We start from the raw sequence: 18,749 nt of genomic DNA on the forward strand, positions 1-18,749 counted from the left end.
ACTTCTCCATGGCCTCGATCATGGCGGGGTGCTCCCAGGCGCCCTCCTCGCCGTCGACCACGGCCTGGAAGACGTCGGGGCCGCCGATCCGCTCCACCAGGTAGGACAGCCACATCAGCTGGGTCCAGCCCTGGGCACCCGGCAGGACGATCGGGGTGACCTCGTCCTCCTTGAGGACCTCGATGGCCTCCAACAGTTCGTCGTAGGTTCGCGGGGCCTCCAGCCCGGACTCTTCGAGGACGGCGTCGTTGGTGAAGAGCACCACCGGCTGCATGCCGAGCATCGGCACCCCGTAGTAGCCGTCCTCGATCCGGGCGACGTCCAGGACGCTGGGCAGGAACGAGTCCCGGAACTCGGGGTTCTCGTCCAGGGCGGTGGTCATGTTGAACACCTGGCCCTGGTCGACGTACTCGCCGAGGTTGCCGCCGCCCCAGTTGAAGAAGACGTCGGGGGCGTTGGGGGATCCGAGGGCGACCTGGAGGCGCTGCTTGTAGGCGTCGTTGACGAAGGTGACGAGCTCGGACTCGATCTCGGCGCCCTCGTTGTAGGAATCCATACCGGCCTGGAGGACGTCGTTGACGGCCGCCTCCTCCAGCGCCCAGACCTGGAGGGCGTCCTCCGACATTCCGGGTCCGGAGGATCCACAGGCCGTGGCCACCAGGGTGAGGGCCAGGGCGGTACTTCCGATCACGCTTATCCGGTGGGTGCGACTCATGGCGTGGACACCGTTCTCTGGTCGAACATGGGGGGCGGCCGAAAGCTTCCGAAATGTTTCCGATAGCTTTCGGGATGCTTGACGCTAAGTCGTCCACCAGGAGACGTCAAGGGGAGCATGGGTTTCGAGGAGGTTACGGTGTGGGGTGGCGAAATGTTTCGGGCTACAATCCGCTGAGCGGACCACGGGACCTCGATCCCCGACGTTGAGGAGGCGTATGGCGAAGAGACGACCCACCCTGGCCGAGATCGCGGGGGAGGCGGGGGTCTCCGTCTCCACCGTCTCCAAGGTGATCAACGGGCACATAGACGTCGCGGCCGACACCCGACGTCAGGTGGAACGGCTGCTCGAACAGCACCGATACCAGCCGCGCAGGCACCGGGGCAGGAGGACGGTCGGCCTCATCGACCTGGTCTTCCTCGATCTGGGCAGCCCCTGGGCGATGGAGATCCTCACCGGCGTCGAGGAGGTCACCCACGACGCCGGTTTCGGCATCGTCGTCTCGGCGGTGCACGACCGCAAGCGCAGCCGTCCCGGCCGCAAGTGGCTGGACAACATCCAGGCCCGCCACTCCGACGGCGTGGTCCTGGTGCTCTCCGAACTCTCCACCCAGCAGCAGGCACAGCTGGACGCCCTGGGCATCCCCGTGGTGATCGTCGACCCGATAGGGGACCCCGCGCGCGGGGTCCCGGCCGTGGGCGCCGCCAACTGGGACGGCGGGCTCACCGCCACCGAGCACCTCATCGCACAGGGCCACCGGCGGATCGCCACCATCGCGGGGCCCGCGCACGTGATGTGCAGCCGGGGGCGCGTGGACGGCTACCGCAGCGCCATGCGCAACGCGGGCCTGCCCGTCCTGGACGGCTACGTCACCCACGGCGACTTCATGGCCGGTACCGGCAAGGAGCTCACCGAGGCGCTGTTCGAGCTGCCCGAGCCGCCCACCGCGATCTTCGCCGGCTCCGACCAGATGGCCCGGGGCGCCTACGAGGCCCTGCACGAACGAGGGCTGAAGGTGCCCGACGACGTCTCCGTGGTGGGTTTCGACGATCTCCCCGAGGCGCGCTGGGCGATCCCGCCGCTGACCACGGTCCGGCAGCCGCTGCGGGACATGGCGCAGATGGCCACCCGCATGCTCATCGACCTGGTCGGCGGCGACGTTCCCGAGACCACCCGGGTGGAGCTCGCCACCCGCCTGGTGGAACGCCACAGCACCGCGCCGCCCAAGGAGGCCTGAGCGGGCCGGAGCGCTTGGGGTCAGAGTGCGTCGGCGAAGGGATCCTCGGCCGGTGCCCGACCCGTCTCCTCCTCGGTGATCAGGCAGGAGTCGAGCAGTTCCACCAGGCGTTCGGCGTCCAGGTCCACCCCGGTGAACGCCAGGTGTTGGCGGCGATCGCCCACCACCGGGTCCCAGTCCAGGAGGGCCGAGGCGCGGCGGGTCTCGCCCACCAGGTCCAGTGCGGCCTCGGGCAGGGCGTGCAGCCAGGGGCCGCCGCTCTCCAGCAGCAGGGCGTCGTTGTAGGCGTTCCACACCAGGAGGGTGTCGGTACGGCCGGCCAACCACACCCGTCCACGGGCGCGAAGCCCGAAGGAGACGATCCGCTCCATCGCCTCGCGCAGGCGGGTCGGGTGCAGGGGACGCTTGCGGGTCCACACCACGGTGCGGACCCGGTCGTCGGACCGACTCGTGTACTGCGCCCAGGCGGGGTTGAGCCGGTTGTGCGCGCAGGCCGGGTCGAAGCGCCCCTCGGTGAGGGCGACCAGACCCCCGCCGGGAGGTACCACCACGGCGGCCGGATTCAGGTGTTCGAGCAGCGCGCGGGCCTCGTCTCGGTGGTGGGCGCCGTGCAGCACCAGCACGGTGGGGTACTCGACCTGGTGGGACAGGACCTCGGCGACGGCGCGCCGGTCCTCCACGGTGATGCCCAGGGAGCGGTCGTCCAGGTCGTCGTGGCCGGACAGGTCGGGGAGCAGACGGTCGGAGTCCACCGCGGTCACCACGGCCGCCAGGAGCAGTCTCGAGTGGTCGGCCAGGGCCTCGCAGACCCCGCGGGGCTCGACCCCGTCCCAGGTCTCCACGACGACCATCGTGTGCTCGCCGCGCTCGGCCAGTTCCTCCAACGTGGGGACGAGGTCCCGGCGCAGTGTGCAGGAGGCGCACGGGTGATCGAGTTCGACGCGGTCGCGACCCACCGATCCCCAACGGTCGCGTAGCACGCGGTACACGGTGCCCTCCGCGATGCCGTCGAGGTCGTGGTGGACGGCCAGTGATCCCGGTACCGCGGTGATGAGGTCGTCGACCGTGCGGCGGCGCGCGGCGCGGTGGAGGCCGGAGACGACGACCACGCGCAGGGGAGAGGAGACGTCGGGCATGGGGCTGAACCTCCCAAGTATGAAAACGATAACCATTATCGTAAAGCATGCGCGACCCTCCGGAGAACCCGACCCCTTGACCGGTCCTGGGCAACGCACTATTAACTGCTGTTAGCAATTGTGTTACTCCCCCGAGTGGAAGGTCCCGCATGACGCCGACACCACCGAGACGCGCGCCCCGTCGGCCGGCTTCCAGAACGGTCGCCGCCCTGGCGGTGATCCCCCTGGCGCTGGGGCCGGCCTAGTTCGGGCAGGGCGTCACGTTCTGGCACGGCGGGTCGGAGATGCTGCGCAGCAAGTCGCTGGACAACAACAGCTACGACTCGGGGGACTGGTTCAACCGCTACGATCCGTCGATGACCGACAACGGCTTCGGCCGCGGACTTCCCCCGGAGGAGGACAACGGGCATCAGTGGGAACTCGCCGCGCCGCTGCTGGCCGACGAGGGCCTCAGGCCGGAGACCGACCACATCGTCGCCTCCGCCGTGCGCTCCAGGGAATTGCTGGCAATCCGGAAGAGCACCCCGCTGTTCCACCTGGGTGAGACCGGGGCGGTCCGGCAGAAACTGGGTTTCCACGGTGAGGGGCCCGACCAGACGCCCGGCGTGATCACCATGCGTGTCGACGACACCGTGGGCGAGGACGTCGACCCCGAACTGGAGGGGCTGGTGGTGGTCTTCAACGCCACCCCGGAGCAGACCACGCAGGTCGTCGACGAGACCGTCGGCCAGGGGTACGCACTGCACCCGGTGCAGGCCGAGGGCGCCGACGAGGTCGTCCGCGAGTCGGGCTTCGACCCCCGGGCCGGGGCGTTCACCGTCCCGGCGCGCACGGTGGCGGTGTTCGTGGCCTGACGCTCCCGCAGAGAGCGCCGAGCCCCGCCCCGGACTACTCCGGGGCGGGGCCGGTCGAGTCGCGCACGATCAGACCGGTGCCCAGGACCTGGTGCGGGTGCTGGTCCTCGCCGCGTATCGCGGAGATCAGGTAGTCCGCGGCCGTGCGGCCCTTGGCGGTGATGGGCTGACGGACGGTGGTCAGTCGCGGCCGCATCCACGAGGTCTCCGGGAGGTCGTCGTAGCCGGTCACCGACACCTCCTCGGGGATCGACAGGCCCAGGTCGCGCAGGGCGTCGACGGCACCGATGGCCAGCACGTCGGACAGGGCCACGACCGCGGTGGGCCGCAGGTCCGGTGAGGCGCCGTGGAACAGCGAACGGACGGCGTTGTAACCGTCCATGCGGGTGCACGGCACCTCCGTCAGGCGCACGTCGTCCCAGCCCAGCCCGGCCTCTTCGAGGCTGCGGGTGATGCCGACCATTCGCCGGGCCAGCGGCCCCCGATAACCGTGCTCGGCGACCTCGGGTCCGGGGTCGATCGAGAGCACCATCAGGCGTCGGTGCCCCCGCTGGAGGAGATGGCGGACCACCTCTCGCGCCCCGCCGTCGTCGTCCACGTCCACGCTGGGCACGCCTTCGGGGGGATCGCTGTCGACCAGGACGAACGGCACGCCGCGGCGGCGGAGCTCGGCCACCTCGCCGCGGTCGTTCTCCAGTCCGCACACGATGAACCCGTCGGCGCCCGCGTAGGGGATCGCCTTGAGCATGGAGTCGCCGACCGGCGGGGTCAGGAGCAGGGTGAAGCCCTCGCGGTCGCAGACCTGGCCCACACCCATGAGGAAGCGGGAGTAGTAGGGGTTCTCCATGATCTTGGCCAGGCTCTGGGGGAGGAGGACGCCCAAGGAACGGGTCTGCCCGGCCTTGAGCATGCGGGCCAGGGTGTTGGGGGCGTACCCGATCTCCTCGGCGACGGCGAGGATGCGTTCCCGGGTGGCCGCGGAGATCCGGTCGGGGTCGTTGAACGCGAACGACACCGCCGACCTGGAGACCCCCGCGGCCGTCGCGACGTCCTGGGACGTCGGGCGCCTTCCTCCCGTGCCCCTACCGGGTGCCGCCATGGTGTTCCCCTGTCCGGTTCCGTCAGACCGATCGCTGACTCATGTTAGTAACACTCCGGCAGGGACGGGGATCAGGCGGCCCGCTCCTTGAACATGCCGACGTAGCGCTCCAGGGCGAACTCCTCCCCCACCGGGTCCTTGGCGGGCTGGAAACCCAACTTGTTCATGAGCCTGGCGCCACGGGACAGGGCCGCCTCGGCGCGTTCGCGCATCCACATCTCGTACGGTTCGACCTCCGGGGCGCCGGTCTCCACCGACTGTGGCGCCACGGCCTGGGCCTCACGGACCGTGGGCCGCACCGCCGCCTCGTAGGAGAAGTACGCCCGACCGTGGTCGCCCTCGGCGTAGGCGAGCTCGCCGGCCAGGGCCAGGGCACCGAGCAGGGCGGTTCCGGGGCCCTGCCCGCTCAGCTGGTCCGGACAGTAGGCGGCGTCCCCGACCAGGACGACACGGCCCGAGGACCACACGTTCATGCGCACCTGCGTCGACGGGTCCACCGTCACCTCGGTCTCGCGCATGGCCTCCAACAGTCGCGGCATGCACCACCCGTCCGCGCCGAAGTACTCCTCCACCATGCGGTGCAGGGAGCCCTGGTCCAGGCTCCCCGGGCGCACCGGGAAGCGGTCGCGCATCATCAACACCACGTACAGGCGTTCGTTGTCGGGCAGGGTGGCGGCCACACAGCCCCGGTGCGGCCAGGTGTGCCAGGACAGGGAGTCCCTGGTGCCCAGCACGTTGGGCGTCTCGAAGGTGGCCACGTTGGCCTCCAACCGGCGCAGGTGGTTCTCGTCGGGCCCATCGAAGGCCAGTCGTCGCACCGGGGAGTACAGGCCGTCGGCGCCCACCACCAGGTCGAATCGTCGTGTCTTGGCCCGGGCGAAGGTGACGTCCACCCCGGTCTCGTCCTGGGTCAGACCGGTGACGGTGTCGCCGTCCATCCGCTCGACACGGACGTCGGGGAGGCGGTCGGTCTCCTCCCGCAGTACCTGGACCAGGTGGGCGTGGCGGATCATCACGGATCCGGGGTCGAAGGGAAGAAGGATGGGGGCGGTACGTCCGCTGAGGTGGTTGCGGATCTGGGTGTGGTTCGCCCCCAGGGCGCGGACCCTTTCTCCCAGACCCATACGGTCCAGGAGTTCCATGCCGCGTCGGGATACCTCGACGTGGTCGCCTTCGGCGCGGGGGCCCGGGGCCGAATCGACGATGGTGGGAGTGAAGCCCTTACGGGCCAGCCAGAGAGCGAGTGCCGAACCGGCCACACCGCTTCCCGAGACGAGGATGTTCCTGTTACAGAACGGCACGCGATCCTCCGTGTGCAAAGTCGGCCGGGATCGTCCACCCGGTCCGAGAAAAGCCGATAAAGGCGGGGATCCACCCCGAGCATCCCCCGTGGGTGCGCACCGCACACGCTCAACACGCGTGAAGACGGGATGAGCGGAGGGCCTCGACTGGTCACCGTACCCCTCGGACGGTGCGAAGTCAGACGCGGTGGGTGTCGGCGAGGGAACGCAGTACCGGGGAGCATCCGTGGTCGAGGGTCAACGTGGCCATGTCGTCGCAGCGGGTCGCACCTCGATTGAGGATCACCACCGGCCTTCCCATGGCCACGGCGCGCTTGACGAACCCCAGTAGTGGCGGCGAAAGGCGGCGTCCCCCACGAACACCTGGTAGGTCATGGGCCTGCGCGGGGTCGAGTCGGGCCCCCGGTGGTCGGGGATGCCGGAGTCGGTGGAGATCCCGGCCCCGGTCGGCACGGTGACCGGGCCCGAACCGAGGGCCTCGCGGATCCGGTCGGCGGCCTTCGCGGCGGTGTGAGCGTGGATCGTGTCGGTCACGCCCCGAGGATACGTCCCCCTGTCCAGCCCCCGGCGTGGCCTTCAGGCGGTCTGTACGATCCGGAACACCTCGGCCAGGGAACCCTCGGGCAGTCCGCCCTTGACGGCGTTCTCGCCCATCCAGGTGCGCAGGAACGGCGCGAGTTCGTCGATGTCGGAGATCTGGCTCTCGTGCGCGGCCAGAGCCGCCAGCTTCCGTTCGAAGACCGAGGTGATGTCGGAGTAGTGGTGGGGGCTCGGGCCACCGACCACCCACACCTCCGGCACGGTCCAGGGGGCCAGTCCCTCCACATGGAGGAGTTCGCGGTGCGCGTGCGGGTTGCGCGCGTCGGGGAACACCGCGTTGATCGCGGCCTCGCCGGTGGCCATGTGGTCGGGGTGGCTGGCGGAGATGCTGTTCCAGTCGCGTTCGGGGGCGGGGATGACCACGCGTTGGGGCCGCACCTGGCGGATGATCCGGGCGATGTCGCGGCGCAGCTCCAGTGAGGCGACCACACGCCCGTCCGGGTGGCCGAGGAACCGCACGTCCTTCACCCCCACCTCGGCGGCGGCCTTGCGCTGCTCGCCTCGACGCATCGCCCCGATCTCGGCGCCGTCCAGGGTGAGTTCGTCGCCGCCGGCCTCGCCGTCGGTGACCATCAGGTAGACCACCTCGGTCCCGGCCGCGGTCCACAGGGCGACGGTGCCGGCGCAGGAGAAGTCGGCGTCGTCGGGGTGCGCCATCACGACCAGGGCGCGTTCGGGGGCGTCGGACACAGAGGGCTCCTTCTCGTCGCGGGAGGGACCCGCGTTCTCGGCGATCCCCCCATGCTACGGAGTCAGGGCTTGCGGGCCACACCCGCGTACATGTCGGTGCGTGGGGCCGATCCGGACCTCAAGGTCTCGGGGCGCCACCGGGTGGAGGGGACCACGCCGGGCTCCAGGAGTTCCAGCCCGTCGAAGAAGGAGGCGAACTCGGCCAGGGTGTGGCCGCGGTAGGACGACGCCGCCCCTTCGTTCCACCGTTCCAAGGCCTCGACGGCCACCGGGTCGTCGGGCATGACGTTGTCGCCCACCACCAGGAAGCTGCCCGACGGCAGGCCGGTCATGTAGGCGCGAACGAGGTCGGCGGCCTCCTCCATCGTGGGTACGTGTCCCAGGACGCCGATGATCGACAGCGCCACCGGTCGATCGAGGTCGAGCACCTCGCCGGCCCGGGCCAGGACCTCGGACGGCACGCGCAGGTCGGCGTCGAGGAACGCGGTGGCCCCCTCGTCCGACCCGGACAACAGGGCGCGGGCGTGGGCGATCACCATGGGGTCGTTGTCCACGTACACCACGCGGGACGCGGGGGCGACGGCCTGGGCGATCTCGTGGGTGTTCCGGTGGGTCGGCAACCCCGTGCCCAGGTCCAGGAACCCGCGTACCCCTTCTCGTTCGGTCAGATGGGTGGTGGCACGCACCAGGAAGGCCCGGCCGGCGCGGGCGTCGACGGCGACCTGCGGATAGAGCGAAACGATCTGGTCGCCGAAGGCGCGGTCGACGGGGTAGTTGTCCTTGCCGCCGAGCCAGTAGTTCCACACCCGAGGGGAGTGCGGAACGGTGATGTCGACGCCGTCGGGGACGTCCGGGCTGTCGCTCATGGGGATCCGATCCGGTGCGGGGACGAGGCGCGACCAGTCTGTCCCAAGAGGGCCCGTCCGGGTACCCCGAAACGCCGAGAACCCCCGCGCCACAGGGCCTCCTGCGGTGCGGGGGTTCGGCGTCCGGGATCAGCCCAGACGGACGATCAGGTCGCCGCCCTCCACGCGCTGGACACCTTCGACCGCGACGCGCTCGACCACGCCGGCCTGCGAGGCGGTGATCGAGGCCTCCATCTTCATCGCCTCGATGGTGGCGACGGTGTCACCGGCCTCCACCTTGTCGCCCTTGGCCACCACCGGGGTGACCACACCCGCGAACGGCGCCGCCACCTGGGACGGGTCGTCCCGGTCGGCCTTCTCCGCCTCGGGGGCGTTGGAGGCCAGGGCGCGGTCCCGCACGTGCAGTGGACGTAGCTGGTCGTTGAGCGTGGTCATCACGGTGCGCATCCCGCGCTCGTCCGGCTCGCTCACCGCCTGCAGCCCGATGAGCAGTCGCACGCCCGGCTCCAGGTCGACCACGTGCTCCTCGCCCTCGCGCAGCCCGTAGAAGAAGTCCATGCTGTTCAGCACGCTCGTGTCGCCGTAGGACGCGCGGTGGGACTCGAACTCCTTGGTGGGCCCGGCGAACAGCAGCCGGTTCAGCGTGGGACGCGGGTCCTCGGCCAGACCGGCGCGGTCCACCGAGCTCAGCTCCACGGCCTCGCGCGGCTCGCCGCGACCGCGCAGAGCCTTGGTGCGGAACGGCTCGGGCCACTCGCCCGGGGGAACCCCGAGCTCGCCGCGCAGGAAGCCCACCACCGAGTCGGGAACGTCGAACCGGTCCGGGTCCTTCTCGAAGTCCTCCGGGGCCACGCCCGCGCCCACCAGGTGCAGGGCCAGGTCGCCGACCACCTTGGAGGAGGGGGTGACCTTCACCAGCCGGCCCAGCATGCGGTCGGCGGCGGCGTACATCGCCTCGATGTCCTCGAACCGGTCGCCCAACCCCAACGCGATCGCCTGGGTGCGCAGGTTGGACAGCTGACCGCCGGGGATCTCGTGGTGGTACACGCGGCCGGTCGGGGAGGCCAGGCCCGCCTCGAAGGGCGCGTAGACCTTGCGCACCGACTCCCAGTACGGCTCCAGCTCGTTCACGGCGTCCAGCGAAAGCCCGGTCGGGGTCTCGGAGTGGTCGAAGGCCGCCACGATCGCCGACAGCGACGGCTGCGACGTGGTGCCCGACATCGAGGCGACCGCGCCGTCGACGGCGTCGGCGCCCGCCTGCACCGCGGCCAGGTAGGTGGCCAGTTGGCCACCGGCGGTGTCGTGCGTGTGCACGTGGACGGGCAGGTCGAATTCGTTGCGCAACGCGGTGACCAGGCGCTTGGCGGCCGGGGCGCGCAGCAGACCGGCCATGTCCTTGATCGCGAGCACGTGCGCGCCGGCGTCCACGATCCGCTCGGCGAGCTTGAGGTAGTAGTCGAGGGTGTAGAGCTTCTCGTTCGGGTCGGACAGGTCGGCGGTGTAGCACAGCGCCACCTCCGCCACCCCGGTGCCGGTCTCCCTGACCGCGTCGATGGCCGGGCGCATCTGGTCGACGTCGTTGAGGGCGTCGAAGATGCGGAACACGTCCACCCCGGTCTTGGCCGCCTCACGCACGAACGCGTCGGTGACCTCGGTGGGGTAGGGGGTGTAGCCGACCGTGTTGCGTCCGCGCAGCAGCATCTGCAGGCAGATGTTGGGCACCGCCTCGCGCAGCGCCGCCAGCCGGTCCCAAGGGTCCTCGGCGAGGAAGCGCAGGGCCACGTCGTAGGTGGCGCCGCCCCAGGCCTCCAGGGACAACAGCTCGGGCAGCGTGTGGGCGACGGTGGGCGCGACGGCCAACAGGTCGTTGGTGCGCACCCGGGTGGCCAACAGCGACTGGTGGGCGTCGCGGAAGGTGGTGTCGGTGACGCCCAGGTGGGGCGACTCGCGCAGCCATCGGGCGAAGCCCTCCGGGCCCAGTTCGTCCAGGCGCTGCTTGGAACCGGCCGGCGGCGCCTCCTGGGGCGTCTCGACCAGCTTCGCGGTGGGGTCGAGCAGCTGCGGGCGCTCGCCGTGCGGCTTGTTCACCGTCACGTCCGCCAGGTAGGACAGCAGGCGGGTGCCGCGGTCCGCGGAGGGGCGTGCGGTGAGCAGCTGCGGGCGCTCCTCGATGAACGAGGTGGTGGCGCGGCCCGCGCGGAAGTCCTCGTCCTCCAGCACCGCCTGCAGGAACGGGATGTTGGTGGAGATGCCGCGGATCCGGAACTCGGCGACCGCGCGACGGGCGCGGCTCACCGCGGTCTCGAAGTCACGACCGCGGCAGGTGAGCTTGACCAGCAACGAGTCGAAGTAGGCGCTGACCTCCGAACCGGCCGCCGCGGTGCCACCGTCCAGGCGGATGCCCGAACCGCCGGGGGAGCGGTAGGCGCTGATGGTCCCGGTGTCGGGGCGGAACCCGTTGGCGGGGTCCTCGGTGGTGATGCGGCACTGCAGGGCGGCGCCGTGCACGACGATGTCGTCCTGGTTCAGACCCAGGTCGGCGAGGCTCTCCCCGGCGGCGATGCGGATCTGGGACTGCACGAGGTCGACGTCGGTGACCTCCTCGGTCACCGTGTGCTCGACCTGGATGCGCGGGTTCATCTCGATGAACACGTGCCGGCCGTCCTTGCCGAGCAGGAACTCGACGGTGCCCGCGTTGCGGTAGCCGATCTCCTTCGCCAGGCGTACCGCGTCGTCACAGATCCGCTCGCGCAGCTCCGGCGACAGGTTCGGCGCCGGGGCCATCTCCACCACCTTCTGGTGGCGACGCTGCACCGAGCAGTCACGTTCGTACAGGTGGATGACGCCACCCTGGCCGTCGGCGAGGATCTGCACCTCGATGTGGCGGGGGTCCACCACGGCCCGCTCCAGGAACACCGTGGGGTCTCCGAAGGCGGTCTCGGCCTCGCGCATGGCGGCCTCCGCCGCCCCGGCCAGGGCGTCGGAGGTGTCGACCCGGCGCATGCCACGGCCACCGCCGCCGGCCACGGCCTTGACGAACAGCGGGAATCCGATCTCACGGGAGGCCGCGATCAGGGTGTCCAGGTCGGTGGAGGGCTCGGAGGAGTCCAGGACGGGGATGCCCGCCCGCTTGGCCGCCGCGATCGCGCTGGCCTTGTTGCCGGTCAGGTCCAGGACCTCGGCGGGTGGTCCGACGAAGGTGACGCCCGCGTCCGCGCAGGCCCGGGCCAGGTCGGGGTTCTCCGACAGGAACCCGTAACCGGGGTAGACGGCGTCGGCGCCGGCCTCCACGGCCGCCCGTACGATCTCCTCGATCGACAGGTAGGCGCGTACCGGGTGGCCCTGCTCCCCGATCTGGTAGGCCTCATCGGCCTTGAGCCGGTGCAGGGAGTGGCGGTCCTCGTGGGGGAAGACCGCCACGGTCCTGGCTCCGACCTCGTGTCCGGCGCGCATCGCGCGGATCGCGATCTCCCCGCGGTTGGCGACCAGTATCTTTCGGAACATGCCCGATGCCTCCTGAACTCGTGCGGCGCTGCCCTGTCCGGCCTCGTCGCCGGTGGCCCGGCGGGCGTTCGCGCCGTGGGACACGAGCACTCACCGAGACCACCGGAACCCTAACGATTCGGACCTGCCCCGTTTTCACCTGGGGTCTCTTTGCTCGGCGCCTTTTTCGAGGAATTCAGGGGATGGTTTTCGCTTATGCGAAGAGTTCGGATTTTTTCGAGGTCAAGCGTGGGGTGCCCCACATTCGAACGCGTGGCCGAAGAATGGGGTTCGTCGGTGCGCAGCGGGTCGCGGGGGCGTCCGTCACGGGGGTCAGGGCGACGTGGGAGCGCCCGGTTCGAAGGCCGAGCGCAGTGCCTCGGTCTGGGTTCGGCGGAACTCGCGCACCACCTCCGTTCGGGAGAAGAGCGCGTCGAAGCCGTGGAAGGCGCCCGATACCACCGTGAGTGAGCAGGGCACCCCGGCCTCGCGCAGTCGTTCGGCGTAGGCCACGTCCTCGTCGTGGAAGAGGTCCAACGTGCCCACCCCGATCCAGGCCGGGGGCAGCCCGGACAGGTCCTCGCTCCGGGCCGGCGCGGCGTAGGGGGAGACACCCGCGCCGCCCGGGAACCGGTTCAGATAGGCCCGCCAGGCGAACCGGTTGTCGGTCACCGACCACATGCGGGTCGGGAGCGGGTCCAGGTCCGAGCGCAGGGTGGTGCGGTCGTCCAGCATCGGGTACACGAGCAGTTGGAACACGGGCCTGGTCGGGCCGCCCCGGTCACGGCACAGCAGGGCCAGGGCGGCGGTGATGCCGCCGCCCGCGCTGGCCCCGCCGATCGCGATCCGGGCGGGGTCCACGCCCGACCGTTCGGCGTTCTCCACCATCCAGGACAGGGCGGCGTAGACGTCCTCGACCGGGGCGGGCTGCGTGTTCTGGGGGGCCTTCCGGTAGCGCGGAGCGACCACGGTGATCCCGAGGTCGAGCGCGAATCCGATACTGCGGTTCTCGTCCTGGACGGGGCTGCCGAACAGGTACCCGCCGCCGTGGGACCACAGCAGTGCGGGGGCCGGGCCCTCCAGGGAGCGGGGTCGGTAGAGGCGCACGGAGACCGGCGGCGCCCCCTCCGGCCCGGGAAGGGTGTGCTCCTCGATCAGGATGTCGTCGGGAGCGCGGGGCGGTCGCATGCGTTCGCTGGCCCGCCGGGCCATGCGCGCCGTGCGTGTACCGATCGGCAGGGACGGAAGGAAGCGTGCGTGGGTCAGGTCGGGATGGAAGGGGGACATCGGGTTCCTCGGATGTGGGGCCGGTCGGACGGGACTGGCACCGTGTCGGTGGTCAGCGGGTGATCGGTCCCAGTCCGTCTTCGACCACCTCCAGGGCCGCGTGGATCAGGTCCGCCATGTCCTGGTCGCCGTCCTCGTCACGGTCCTCACGATCGGCGAACCGTTCCGCGGCCACCCGCAGCGCCACGTTGATCGTGGCGGCGCCGACCCGGACGGAGAGCGTGTCGGGGGTCAGACCGGCACGGGCGGCCATGACCTGGGCGAAGACCTCCTCGGCGGAGTGGTGCACGTCCAGCCACACCGCCCTGAGGCCGGGTTCGGTACGGGTCATGCGGATGAGGTCGATCATCGACGCCGTAGGTGGTGCCTCGGTGTCCTTTGCCAGGGCACCGGATCGTTCCAGGTGGTCGGTCAGGGACAGCTCCGGGGGCCAGGTGCGCAGCCGCTCCGTCATGAGGTCGAGGCCGCCGGTGAGCAGCGGGCGCACACAGCTCTCCTTGCTCGGGAAGTAGCGCCACAGGGTGCGGGTGGAGATGCCGAGCTCGTGCGCGATGTCGTCGCCGGTGGTCGCGGAGACGCCCTTGGCGGTGAACAGCTCCACGGCCGCGCGGGCGATCTGGGTGCGCATGACGTGTTTGCGCCGGTCGCTCATGGGCGGTCGTCCCCGACCGGTGCTCTCAGGGGAGGGCGTCTCGGTGCGCGGCAAGGATCCCTCCTCGGTGCGGTTTCCGCGGGTGTCCACCTTATCGAGATGGATGGCACTCGAAGTATATTTGTCGCTTCCTGACAAAAAGTCGTAGAGTGACAATATTGCAGGTCGCCGACACCGGTACCCCGCCCGGGCCGGGTCGCCCACACGAAAGAGGTGCACCCCCATGACGGGTCTGGACGGAACGAACGCCATCGTCACCGGAGGCGGCTCCGGTATCGGCCGCGCCACCGCGCTGCAGCTGGCCGAGGCCGGCGCGCGGGTCCTGGTGGCCGACCTCAACGCCGACGGAACCCGCGAGACCGTCGAGAAGGTCCGAGCCGCCGGTGGGACCGCGGAGAGCGTCGTCGGCGACCTCGGCGACCCGAAGGTGGTGGAGGAGGTCGTGACCACCGCCCTGGACCGCCTCGGCGGGATCGACGTACTGGTCAACAACGCGGGCATCATGGACGACATGTCCGCCACCGCCGACGTCGGCGACGAGGTCTGGGAGCGGGTCATGCGGGTCAACGTCACCGCGCCCTTCCGGCTCACCCGCGCGGTCCTGCCGCACATGACCGAGCGGAAGAAGGGTTCCATCGTCTTCACCGCCTCCGAGGCCTCGCTGCGCGGCGGTGCCTCGGGCACCGCCTACACCGCGTCCAAGCACGCGGTCGTGGGTCTGGTCAAGTCCACCGCGATCATGTACCGGGACCAGGGCATCCGGGTCAACGCGGTGGCCCCGGGCGGCGTCGCCACCGGGATCAGCGTCCAGGCCGACCCCGAGGCCATGGGCCCGGCCGTGCTGGGGCGCTACATGGGCAACATGGGCGCGATCGCCCAGGCCGAACAGCTCGCCTCCGCCATCGTCTTCCTGGCCTCCGACGCGGCGAGCAACGTCAACGGCGTGATCCTGCCGGTCGACGGCGGCTGGTCCGCGGTCTGACCTGACCCGGGCCTCCTCCGGTCTACCCGTCGGCCTCGGGGGCGTGCTCCAGGACGGTGACGGTGCCCTCCACGCCGTCGATTCGCAGCAGGTCGCCGGTGCGGATGACGGTGGTGGCGTCCGGGACGCAGACCACCGCCGGGATCCCGTACTCGCGGGCCACCGTCGGACCGTGGGCGATCGCCGAACCCGTGTCGCTGACCAGGCCGGCCGCGGTCATGAAGAGCGGGGTCCAGCCCGGGTCGGTGGTGGGCGCGACCAGGATCTCTCCGGGCTCCACACGGGCGCCCGCCGGATCCACCACGACCCGGGCCCGCCCCTCGACCACTCCCGGGGCGGCGGGCACACCCGGGAACCCGCCCTCCACCATGGGAGGGCGAGGCAGGGTCGTGGTCACGTCGGTCCCGTCGGTCAGGAGGGTCGCCGGAACCGAGCGTCTGCGCAGCTCGCGTCGGTGGAACCGGCGTCGTTCGGCCACCGTCTCCCGCTGGTCGACGCCCTCGCGCGCGGCCGACCGGAGTTCGTCCGCTTCCAGGAAGAAGAGGTCGTCGGCCCGGTCCAACAGCCCGCGCGAGGCCAGGTCCTCACCGGCCATCGACAGCTGACGCCGCATCTCGGCGAACGGCACCAACCACGCGAACTTGGCGTACTCGCGCATACCGGCCAACTCGCGTGAGCGCCGCATCAGGAACGCCGCGAGCAGCCCGCGTACCGGGCGGGCCCGCACGGCCCGACGCTCCAGTTCCTCCAACATGGACTCCGCGGCGGTCGCGGCCCGGGCGTGGCGCCGGTCCGGGGCCTGTTCCCCACCCGGTGAACGCAGGTGCTCGGCGATGACACCGAACACCTGGGTGGGGTCCTCCCGCCAACGTGGCACCCCGATGTCCACCTCGGCCGCCGTGCGGTGCCCGTAACGGTCCAGGAACTCCGCCATCCCCACGTCCGGAAGCTCCCCGCGCAGGTACCGTTCGGCCAGTTCCCCCGGTGGGGTGGCGGTGAACAGCTCGTCGTGCGCGCGGGCCCGTTCGGCGATCCGCCACAGCTCAAGGTTCATCCGCATGGTGACGTTGTGCGGTGCTCCACCGAGGACGGTGTCGGTCTCCTCCCTCGACGCGACCCCGCGCAGCAGGGCGGCCGGGGCCATGGTGGTCAGCAGCCCCGCCCCCACCGGCCCGACCACCTTCACCAGGTCCGGGCCGAGCATCGTGTCGAAGGCGTCCTCCAGGACCCACTCCACCCGTTCGGCGGCGCCGGCCTCGGCCCCCGGTCCGCGCAGGGAACGCCACCGGTCCACCGCCGAGTACGCCCGGTCCCGGGCGGCGGGCGGGTCGATCAGGGCGCGGACCGACCCGGCCACGATCGGGGGCAGCAGGGCGGCGATCATCGCGAGTACGGCGCCCATGGGGAACGACGCCCCGGGACGTGGCGCGAACCGGGGGTCGTCGTACAGGTGCTCCACCGCCGCGCGTACCCGGGGACCGTACACCTCCATGCTCCGCGCCAACCCCGAACGCATGAGTGGGCTGCGCAGCGGGGAGGTGATGTCGGCGTAGAGCCGCCGACCGATGTCGACCATGAACGGCGTCGGCCCCAGGGTCTCGTCGGGACCCCCGAACGTCCGCCACCAGCGGGTCCACACCCTTTCGAGCAGGGAGATCCCCAGGGGGGTGAAGGGACGCAGCATGCCCTGCATGTTCCCGATCTCCATGTACAGCCGCGGTGGGTCGGGCACGTCCTGCGGCGGCAGGGGGAAGAGAGTGGTGACGGGCCGGGACTGCAACAGCCACAGCCCGCCGTCGCGGTCGTGGGCCCACTCCACGTCCTGGGGCGAGCGGAAGAGCCGCTGCAGCCGTCGCCCCGCCGCCGCCAGCGCACGCACCTGCTCCTGGGACAGGCACCCGCCCGGATCCTCGACGATCCGATCCCCGTCGAGGACGTGGTGGTCGGGTTCGGCCGTACCGTCCACGACACCCGTCCCGAGCCCGGGTACGGCGTCCACCACGATGCGCGAACGCGAACCGGTGAGCGGGTCGGCGGTGAACATGACCCCGGCGGTGGCGGCGTCCACCATCGACTGCACCACCACCGCGATGCGCGCCTCGGATCGGTCGACCTCGTTCGCCTCCCGGTAGGCGACGGCGCGCGCGTTGTCCAGTGAGTCCCGGCAGCGGCGGACCGCGTCCACGACCGCGTCGGCGCCGTCGACGTTCAGGTAGGTGTCCTGCTGCCCGGCGAAACTCGCTTCGGGCAGGTCTTCGGCCGTGGCGCTGGAACGCACCGCAACGGGGCCGCCGCCCAGGCGCTCGTAGGCCTCGGTGATCTCCCGGGCGGGTACGTCGGCCGAGGACAGGGCGGTGGTGGTCACGCAGAACCCCGGTGGAACCCGTTCACCGGCGGCGATCATCTCCCCGAGGCCGGCGGCCTTGCCGCCCACCAGGGCGGCCTTGTCCCGCCGTGCCTGGTCGAGGCCGATCACGGCCGCGTCCCGTTCCCCCATGGTCGCTCCTCTCACGCCGCACCCTCGTGAGGAGTCTTCCCGGCGGCGAACCCGCCGACCCAGGACGCTCGCGGCCTGTGGAAAACCCTCGCGTATACCCCCTGGGGGTAGTAGGATCGCCTGGATGCCCTCCCCCCACGTCGAAAGCGTCAAAGGCCACCGCGACTTCCGGCTGCTGTGGGCCGGATCGATCTCCAGTCAGTTCGGGTCGGCGATCGGTATGGTCGCCCTCCCCTTCATCGCCGTCATGGTCCTGCAGGTGTCCGAGTGGCAGGTGTCGCTGCTCGCCGGCCTGTCCGCACTGGCCACCGCCCTACTGGCCCTTCCGATCGGCCGAAAGGTCGAACACCTGGGAAAACGCCCCGTCATGATCGGCTGCGACCTGATCCGCGCGGTCTCCTTGGCCACGGTTCCGGTGGCCGCACTGGCCGGAGCCTTGACCTTCACCCACCTGTGCGCGGTGGCGGTGCTCAACGCGGTGTTCGCGGTCGCCTTCACCGCCGCCTCCCAATCACACCTGAAAGCCCTGGTCACCTCCGCCGGCCTCATCGACGCCAACAGTCGCCTGGAGTCGACCCGCTGGTTGAGCGTGGCCGTGGGCCCCTCGGTGGCGGGCGCGCTGGTGGCCGCGGTGACCGCGGCCGGGGCCCTGGCCGTCAACAGTGTCGGTTTCGTGGCGGCGGCCCTGGCCATCCGTGGCATCCGCGCCCCCGAACCTCCGCCACCGGTCCCCGACGAGAAGGCCTCCCGCCGCGCGGAGCTCTTCGCCGGGCTCACCTTCGTATGGGCCCATCCGGCGCTGCGGCCCATGTTGGGCAGCTGGGTCCTGTTCGCCGGAGCCAGTGCCATGGCCTCGCCCCTGCTGGCCGTCTTCTACATGCGCGACCTGGGTTTCAGCGCCTTCGAATACGGGCTGCTGATGGGTGTGCCGTCGCTGGCGGGGCTCCTGGGCGCGCGTTCGGTTCCGGGTCTGGTCACCCGCCTGGGCGTACTGCGAACCCTGCGCGGGGCCTCGCTGCTGCGAGGCCCCTGGTACTTCCTCATCCCTCTGGCGGTCCCCGGGCCGGTGGGGCTGCTCATGGCCGGGATCGGGTTCGGACTGGTCCTGTTCTTCGCCGCGGCGGCCAACTCGGTGATGGCCGGATATCGGCAACTGGAGACACCCGACCACCTCATGTCGCGGGTGGCCACTCTGTGGTCGTTCGCGAGCACGGTCTCCCAACCGCTGTTCATCATGGTGGGAGGGGTTCTGGCGGCCCTGACGGACACACGTCTCTCCCTGTTCGTCGCCGCGGGGGTGATGACGGTCTCGGCCCTGCTGCTGCCGAAGCGGGAAGAATAGGGGGCGGG

14 protein-coding genes and 1 pseudogene are annotated in these 18,749 nt (G+C 70.9%); 4 read left to right on the forward strand and 11 right to left on the reverse strand.

Annotated elements, in window-relative coordinates; all coding sequences use genetic code 11:
* A partial coding sequence (locus tag K8V84_RS00040; RefSeq protein ID WP_304069069.1) for an ABC transporter substrate-binding protein occupies nt 1-715 on the reverse strand: 715 nt, incomplete at its 3' end.
* A 217-nt stretch (nt 716-932) separates the two neighbouring features.
* On the opposite strand from K8V84_RS00040, the gene K8V84_RS00045 reads away from it, so the two are divergent.
* Nucleotides 933-1,952, forward strand: a complete 1,020-nt coding sequence (locus tag K8V84_RS00045; RefSeq protein WP_304069070.1) for a LacI family DNA-binding transcriptional regulator — start codon at nt 933-935, stop codon at nt 1,950-1,952.
* 20 nt (nt 1,953-1,972) lie between these two features.
* Here K8V84_RS00045 and K8V84_RS00050 read toward each other — a convergent pair whose 3' ends face one another.
* On the reverse strand, nt 1,973-3,088 hold the full coding sequence (locus tag K8V84_RS00050; RefSeq protein WP_304069071.1) for a GTP-binding protein: 1,116 nt from the start codon (nt 3,086-3,088) through the stop codon (nt 1,973-1,975).
* A 284-nt stretch (nt 3,089-3,372) separates the two neighbouring features.
* Here K8V84_RS00050 and K8V84_RS00055 point away from each other — a divergent pair, with 284 nt between their 5' ends.
* Entirely contained in the window at nt 3,373-3,942 is a 570-nt protein-coding gene (locus tag K8V84_RS00055; RefSeq protein ID WP_304069072.1) for an alpha-1,6-glucosidase domain-containing protein, read from the forward strand.
* Nucleotides 3,943-3,976: 34 nt separating this feature from the next.
* On the opposite strand, the gene K8V84_RS00060 is transcribed toward K8V84_RS00055, so the two are convergent.
* From K8V84_RS00060 to K8V84_RS00095, 8 genes and pseudogenes are all read right to left on the reverse strand, one after another.
* Nucleotides 3,977-5,041, reverse strand: a complete 1,065-nt coding sequence (locus K8V84_RS00060) for a LacI family DNA-binding transcriptional regulator (RefSeq protein ID WP_304069073.1) — start codon at nt 5,039-5,041, stop codon at nt 3,977-3,979.
* 71 nt (nt 5,042-5,112) lie between these two features.
* The gene (locus K8V84_RS00065; protein ID WP_304069074.1) at nt 5,113-6,342 is read right to left on the reverse strand and encodes an FAD-dependent monooxygenase; all 1,230 of its coding nucleotides are present in this window, start codon (nt 6,340-6,342) and stop codon (nt 5,113-5,115) included.
* A 324-nt stretch (nt 6,343-6,666) separates the two neighbouring features.
* Nucleotides 6,667-6,876, reverse strand: a pseudogene (locus K8V84_RS00070) (NAD-dependent deacetylase); the annotation flags it as partial.
* A 42-nt stretch (nt 6,877-6,918) separates the two neighbouring features.
* Complete coding sequence (locus tag K8V84_RS00075) at nt 6,919-7,632, reverse strand: PIG-L deacetylase family protein (RefSeq protein WP_304069075.1); 714 nt, start codon at nt 7,630-7,632, stop codon at nt 6,919-6,921.
* A 62-nt stretch (nt 7,633-7,694) separates the two neighbouring features.
* Nucleotides 7,695-8,498, reverse strand: a complete 804-nt coding sequence (locus K8V84_RS00080) for an SAM-dependent methyltransferase (RefSeq protein ID WP_304069076.1) — start codon at nt 8,496-8,498, stop codon at nt 7,695-7,697.
* A 129-nt stretch (nt 8,499-8,627) separates the two neighbouring features.
* Nucleotides 8,628-12,002: a pyruvate carboxylase gene (locus K8V84_RS00085; RefSeq protein ID WP_304069077.1), complete on the reverse strand. Its 3,375-nt coding sequence runs from the start codon at nt 12,000-12,002 to the stop codon at nt 8,628-8,630.
* A 312-nt stretch (nt 12,003-12,314) separates the two neighbouring features.
* On the reverse strand, nt 12,315-13,268 hold the full coding sequence (locus tag K8V84_RS00090) for an alpha/beta hydrolase (RefSeq protein WP_304069078.1): 954 nt from the start codon (nt 13,266-13,268) through the stop codon (nt 12,315-12,317).
* A 52-nt stretch (nt 13,269-13,320) separates the two neighbouring features.
* Entirely contained in the window at nt 13,321-13,920 is a 600-nt protein-coding gene (locus K8V84_RS00095) for a helix-turn-helix domain-containing protein (RefSeq protein WP_304069092.1), read from the reverse strand.
* Between the two features lie 223 nt (nt 13,921-14,143).
* Here K8V84_RS00095 and K8V84_RS00100 point away from each other — a divergent pair, with 223 nt between their 5' ends.
* The gene (locus tag K8V84_RS00100) at nt 14,144-14,902 is read left to right on the forward strand and encodes an SDR family NAD(P)-dependent oxidoreductase (protein ID WP_304069079.1); all 759 of its coding nucleotides are present in this window, start codon (nt 14,144-14,146) and stop codon (nt 14,900-14,902) included.
* Between the two features lie 22 nt (nt 14,903-14,924).
* Here K8V84_RS00100 and K8V84_RS00105 read toward each other — a convergent pair whose 3' ends face one another.
* Nucleotides 14,925-17,399, reverse strand: a complete 2,475-nt coding sequence (locus tag K8V84_RS00105; protein WP_304069080.1) for a PEP/pyruvate-binding domain-containing protein — start codon at nt 17,397-17,399, stop codon at nt 14,925-14,927.
* Between the two features lie 124 nt (nt 17,400-17,523).
* On the opposite strand from K8V84_RS00105, the gene K8V84_RS00110 reads away from it, so the two are divergent.
* Nucleotides 17,524-18,741 carry an MFS transporter gene (locus K8V84_RS00110; RefSeq protein ID WP_304069081.1) on the forward strand — a complete coding sequence of 406 codons (1,218 nt, stop codon included), beginning with the start codon at nt 17,524-17,526 and terminating at the stop codon, nt 18,739-18,741.
* Nucleotides 18,742-18,749: the final 8 nt, after the last annotated feature.

The organism is Nocardiopsis listeri, assembly GCF_020741345.1.
GTDB classification, from domain to species: domain Bacteria; phylum Actinomycetota; class Actinomycetes; order Streptosporangiales; family Streptosporangiaceae; genus Nocardiopsis; species Nocardiopsis listeri_A.

Bases quoted from the DNA above. Each gene is read 5' to 3' on its own strand.
- K8V84_RS00045 (WP_304069070.1), top strand. From the start codon at position 933: ATGGCGAAGAGACGACCCACCCTGGCCGAGATCGCGGGGGAGGCGGGG.
- K8V84_RS00050 (WP_304069071.1), bottom strand. From the start codon at position 3,088: ATGCCCGACGTCTCCTCTCCCCTGCGCGTGGTCGTCGTCTCCGGCCTC.
- K8V84_RS00055 (WP_304069072.1), top strand. From the start codon at position 3,373: ATGCTGCGCAGCAAGTCGCTGGACAACAACAGCTACGACTCGGGGGAC.
- K8V84_RS00060 (WP_304069073.1), bottom strand. From the start codon at position 5,041: ATGGCGGCACCCGGTAGGGGCACGGGAGGAAGGCGCCCGACGTCCCAG.
- K8V84_RS00080 (WP_304069076.1), bottom strand. From the start codon at position 8,498: ATGAGCGACAGCCCGGACGTCCCCGACGGCGTCGACATCACCGTTCCG.
- K8V84_RS00085 (WP_304069077.1), bottom strand. From the start codon at position 12,002: ATGTTCCGAAAGATACTGGTCGCCAACCGCGGGGAGATCGCGATCCGC.
- K8V84_RS00090 (WP_304069078.1), bottom strand. From the start codon at position 13,268: ATGTCCCCCTTCCATCCCGACCTGACCCACGCACGCTTCCTTCCGTCC.
- K8V84_RS00095 (WP_304069092.1), bottom strand. From the start codon at position 13,920: ATGAGCGACCGGCGCAAACACGTCATGCGCACCCAGATCGCCCGCGCG.
- K8V84_RS00100 (WP_304069079.1), top strand. From the start codon at position 14,144: ATGACGGGTCTGGACGGAACGAACGCCATCGTCACCGGAGGCGGCTCC.
- K8V84_RS00105 (WP_304069080.1), bottom strand. From the start codon at position 17,399: ATGGGGGAACGGGACGCGGCCGTGATCGGCCTCGACCAGGCACGGCGG.
- K8V84_RS00110 (WP_304069081.1), top strand. From the start codon at position 17,524: ATGCCCTCCCCCCACGTCGAAAGCGTCAAAGGCCACCGCGACTTCCGG.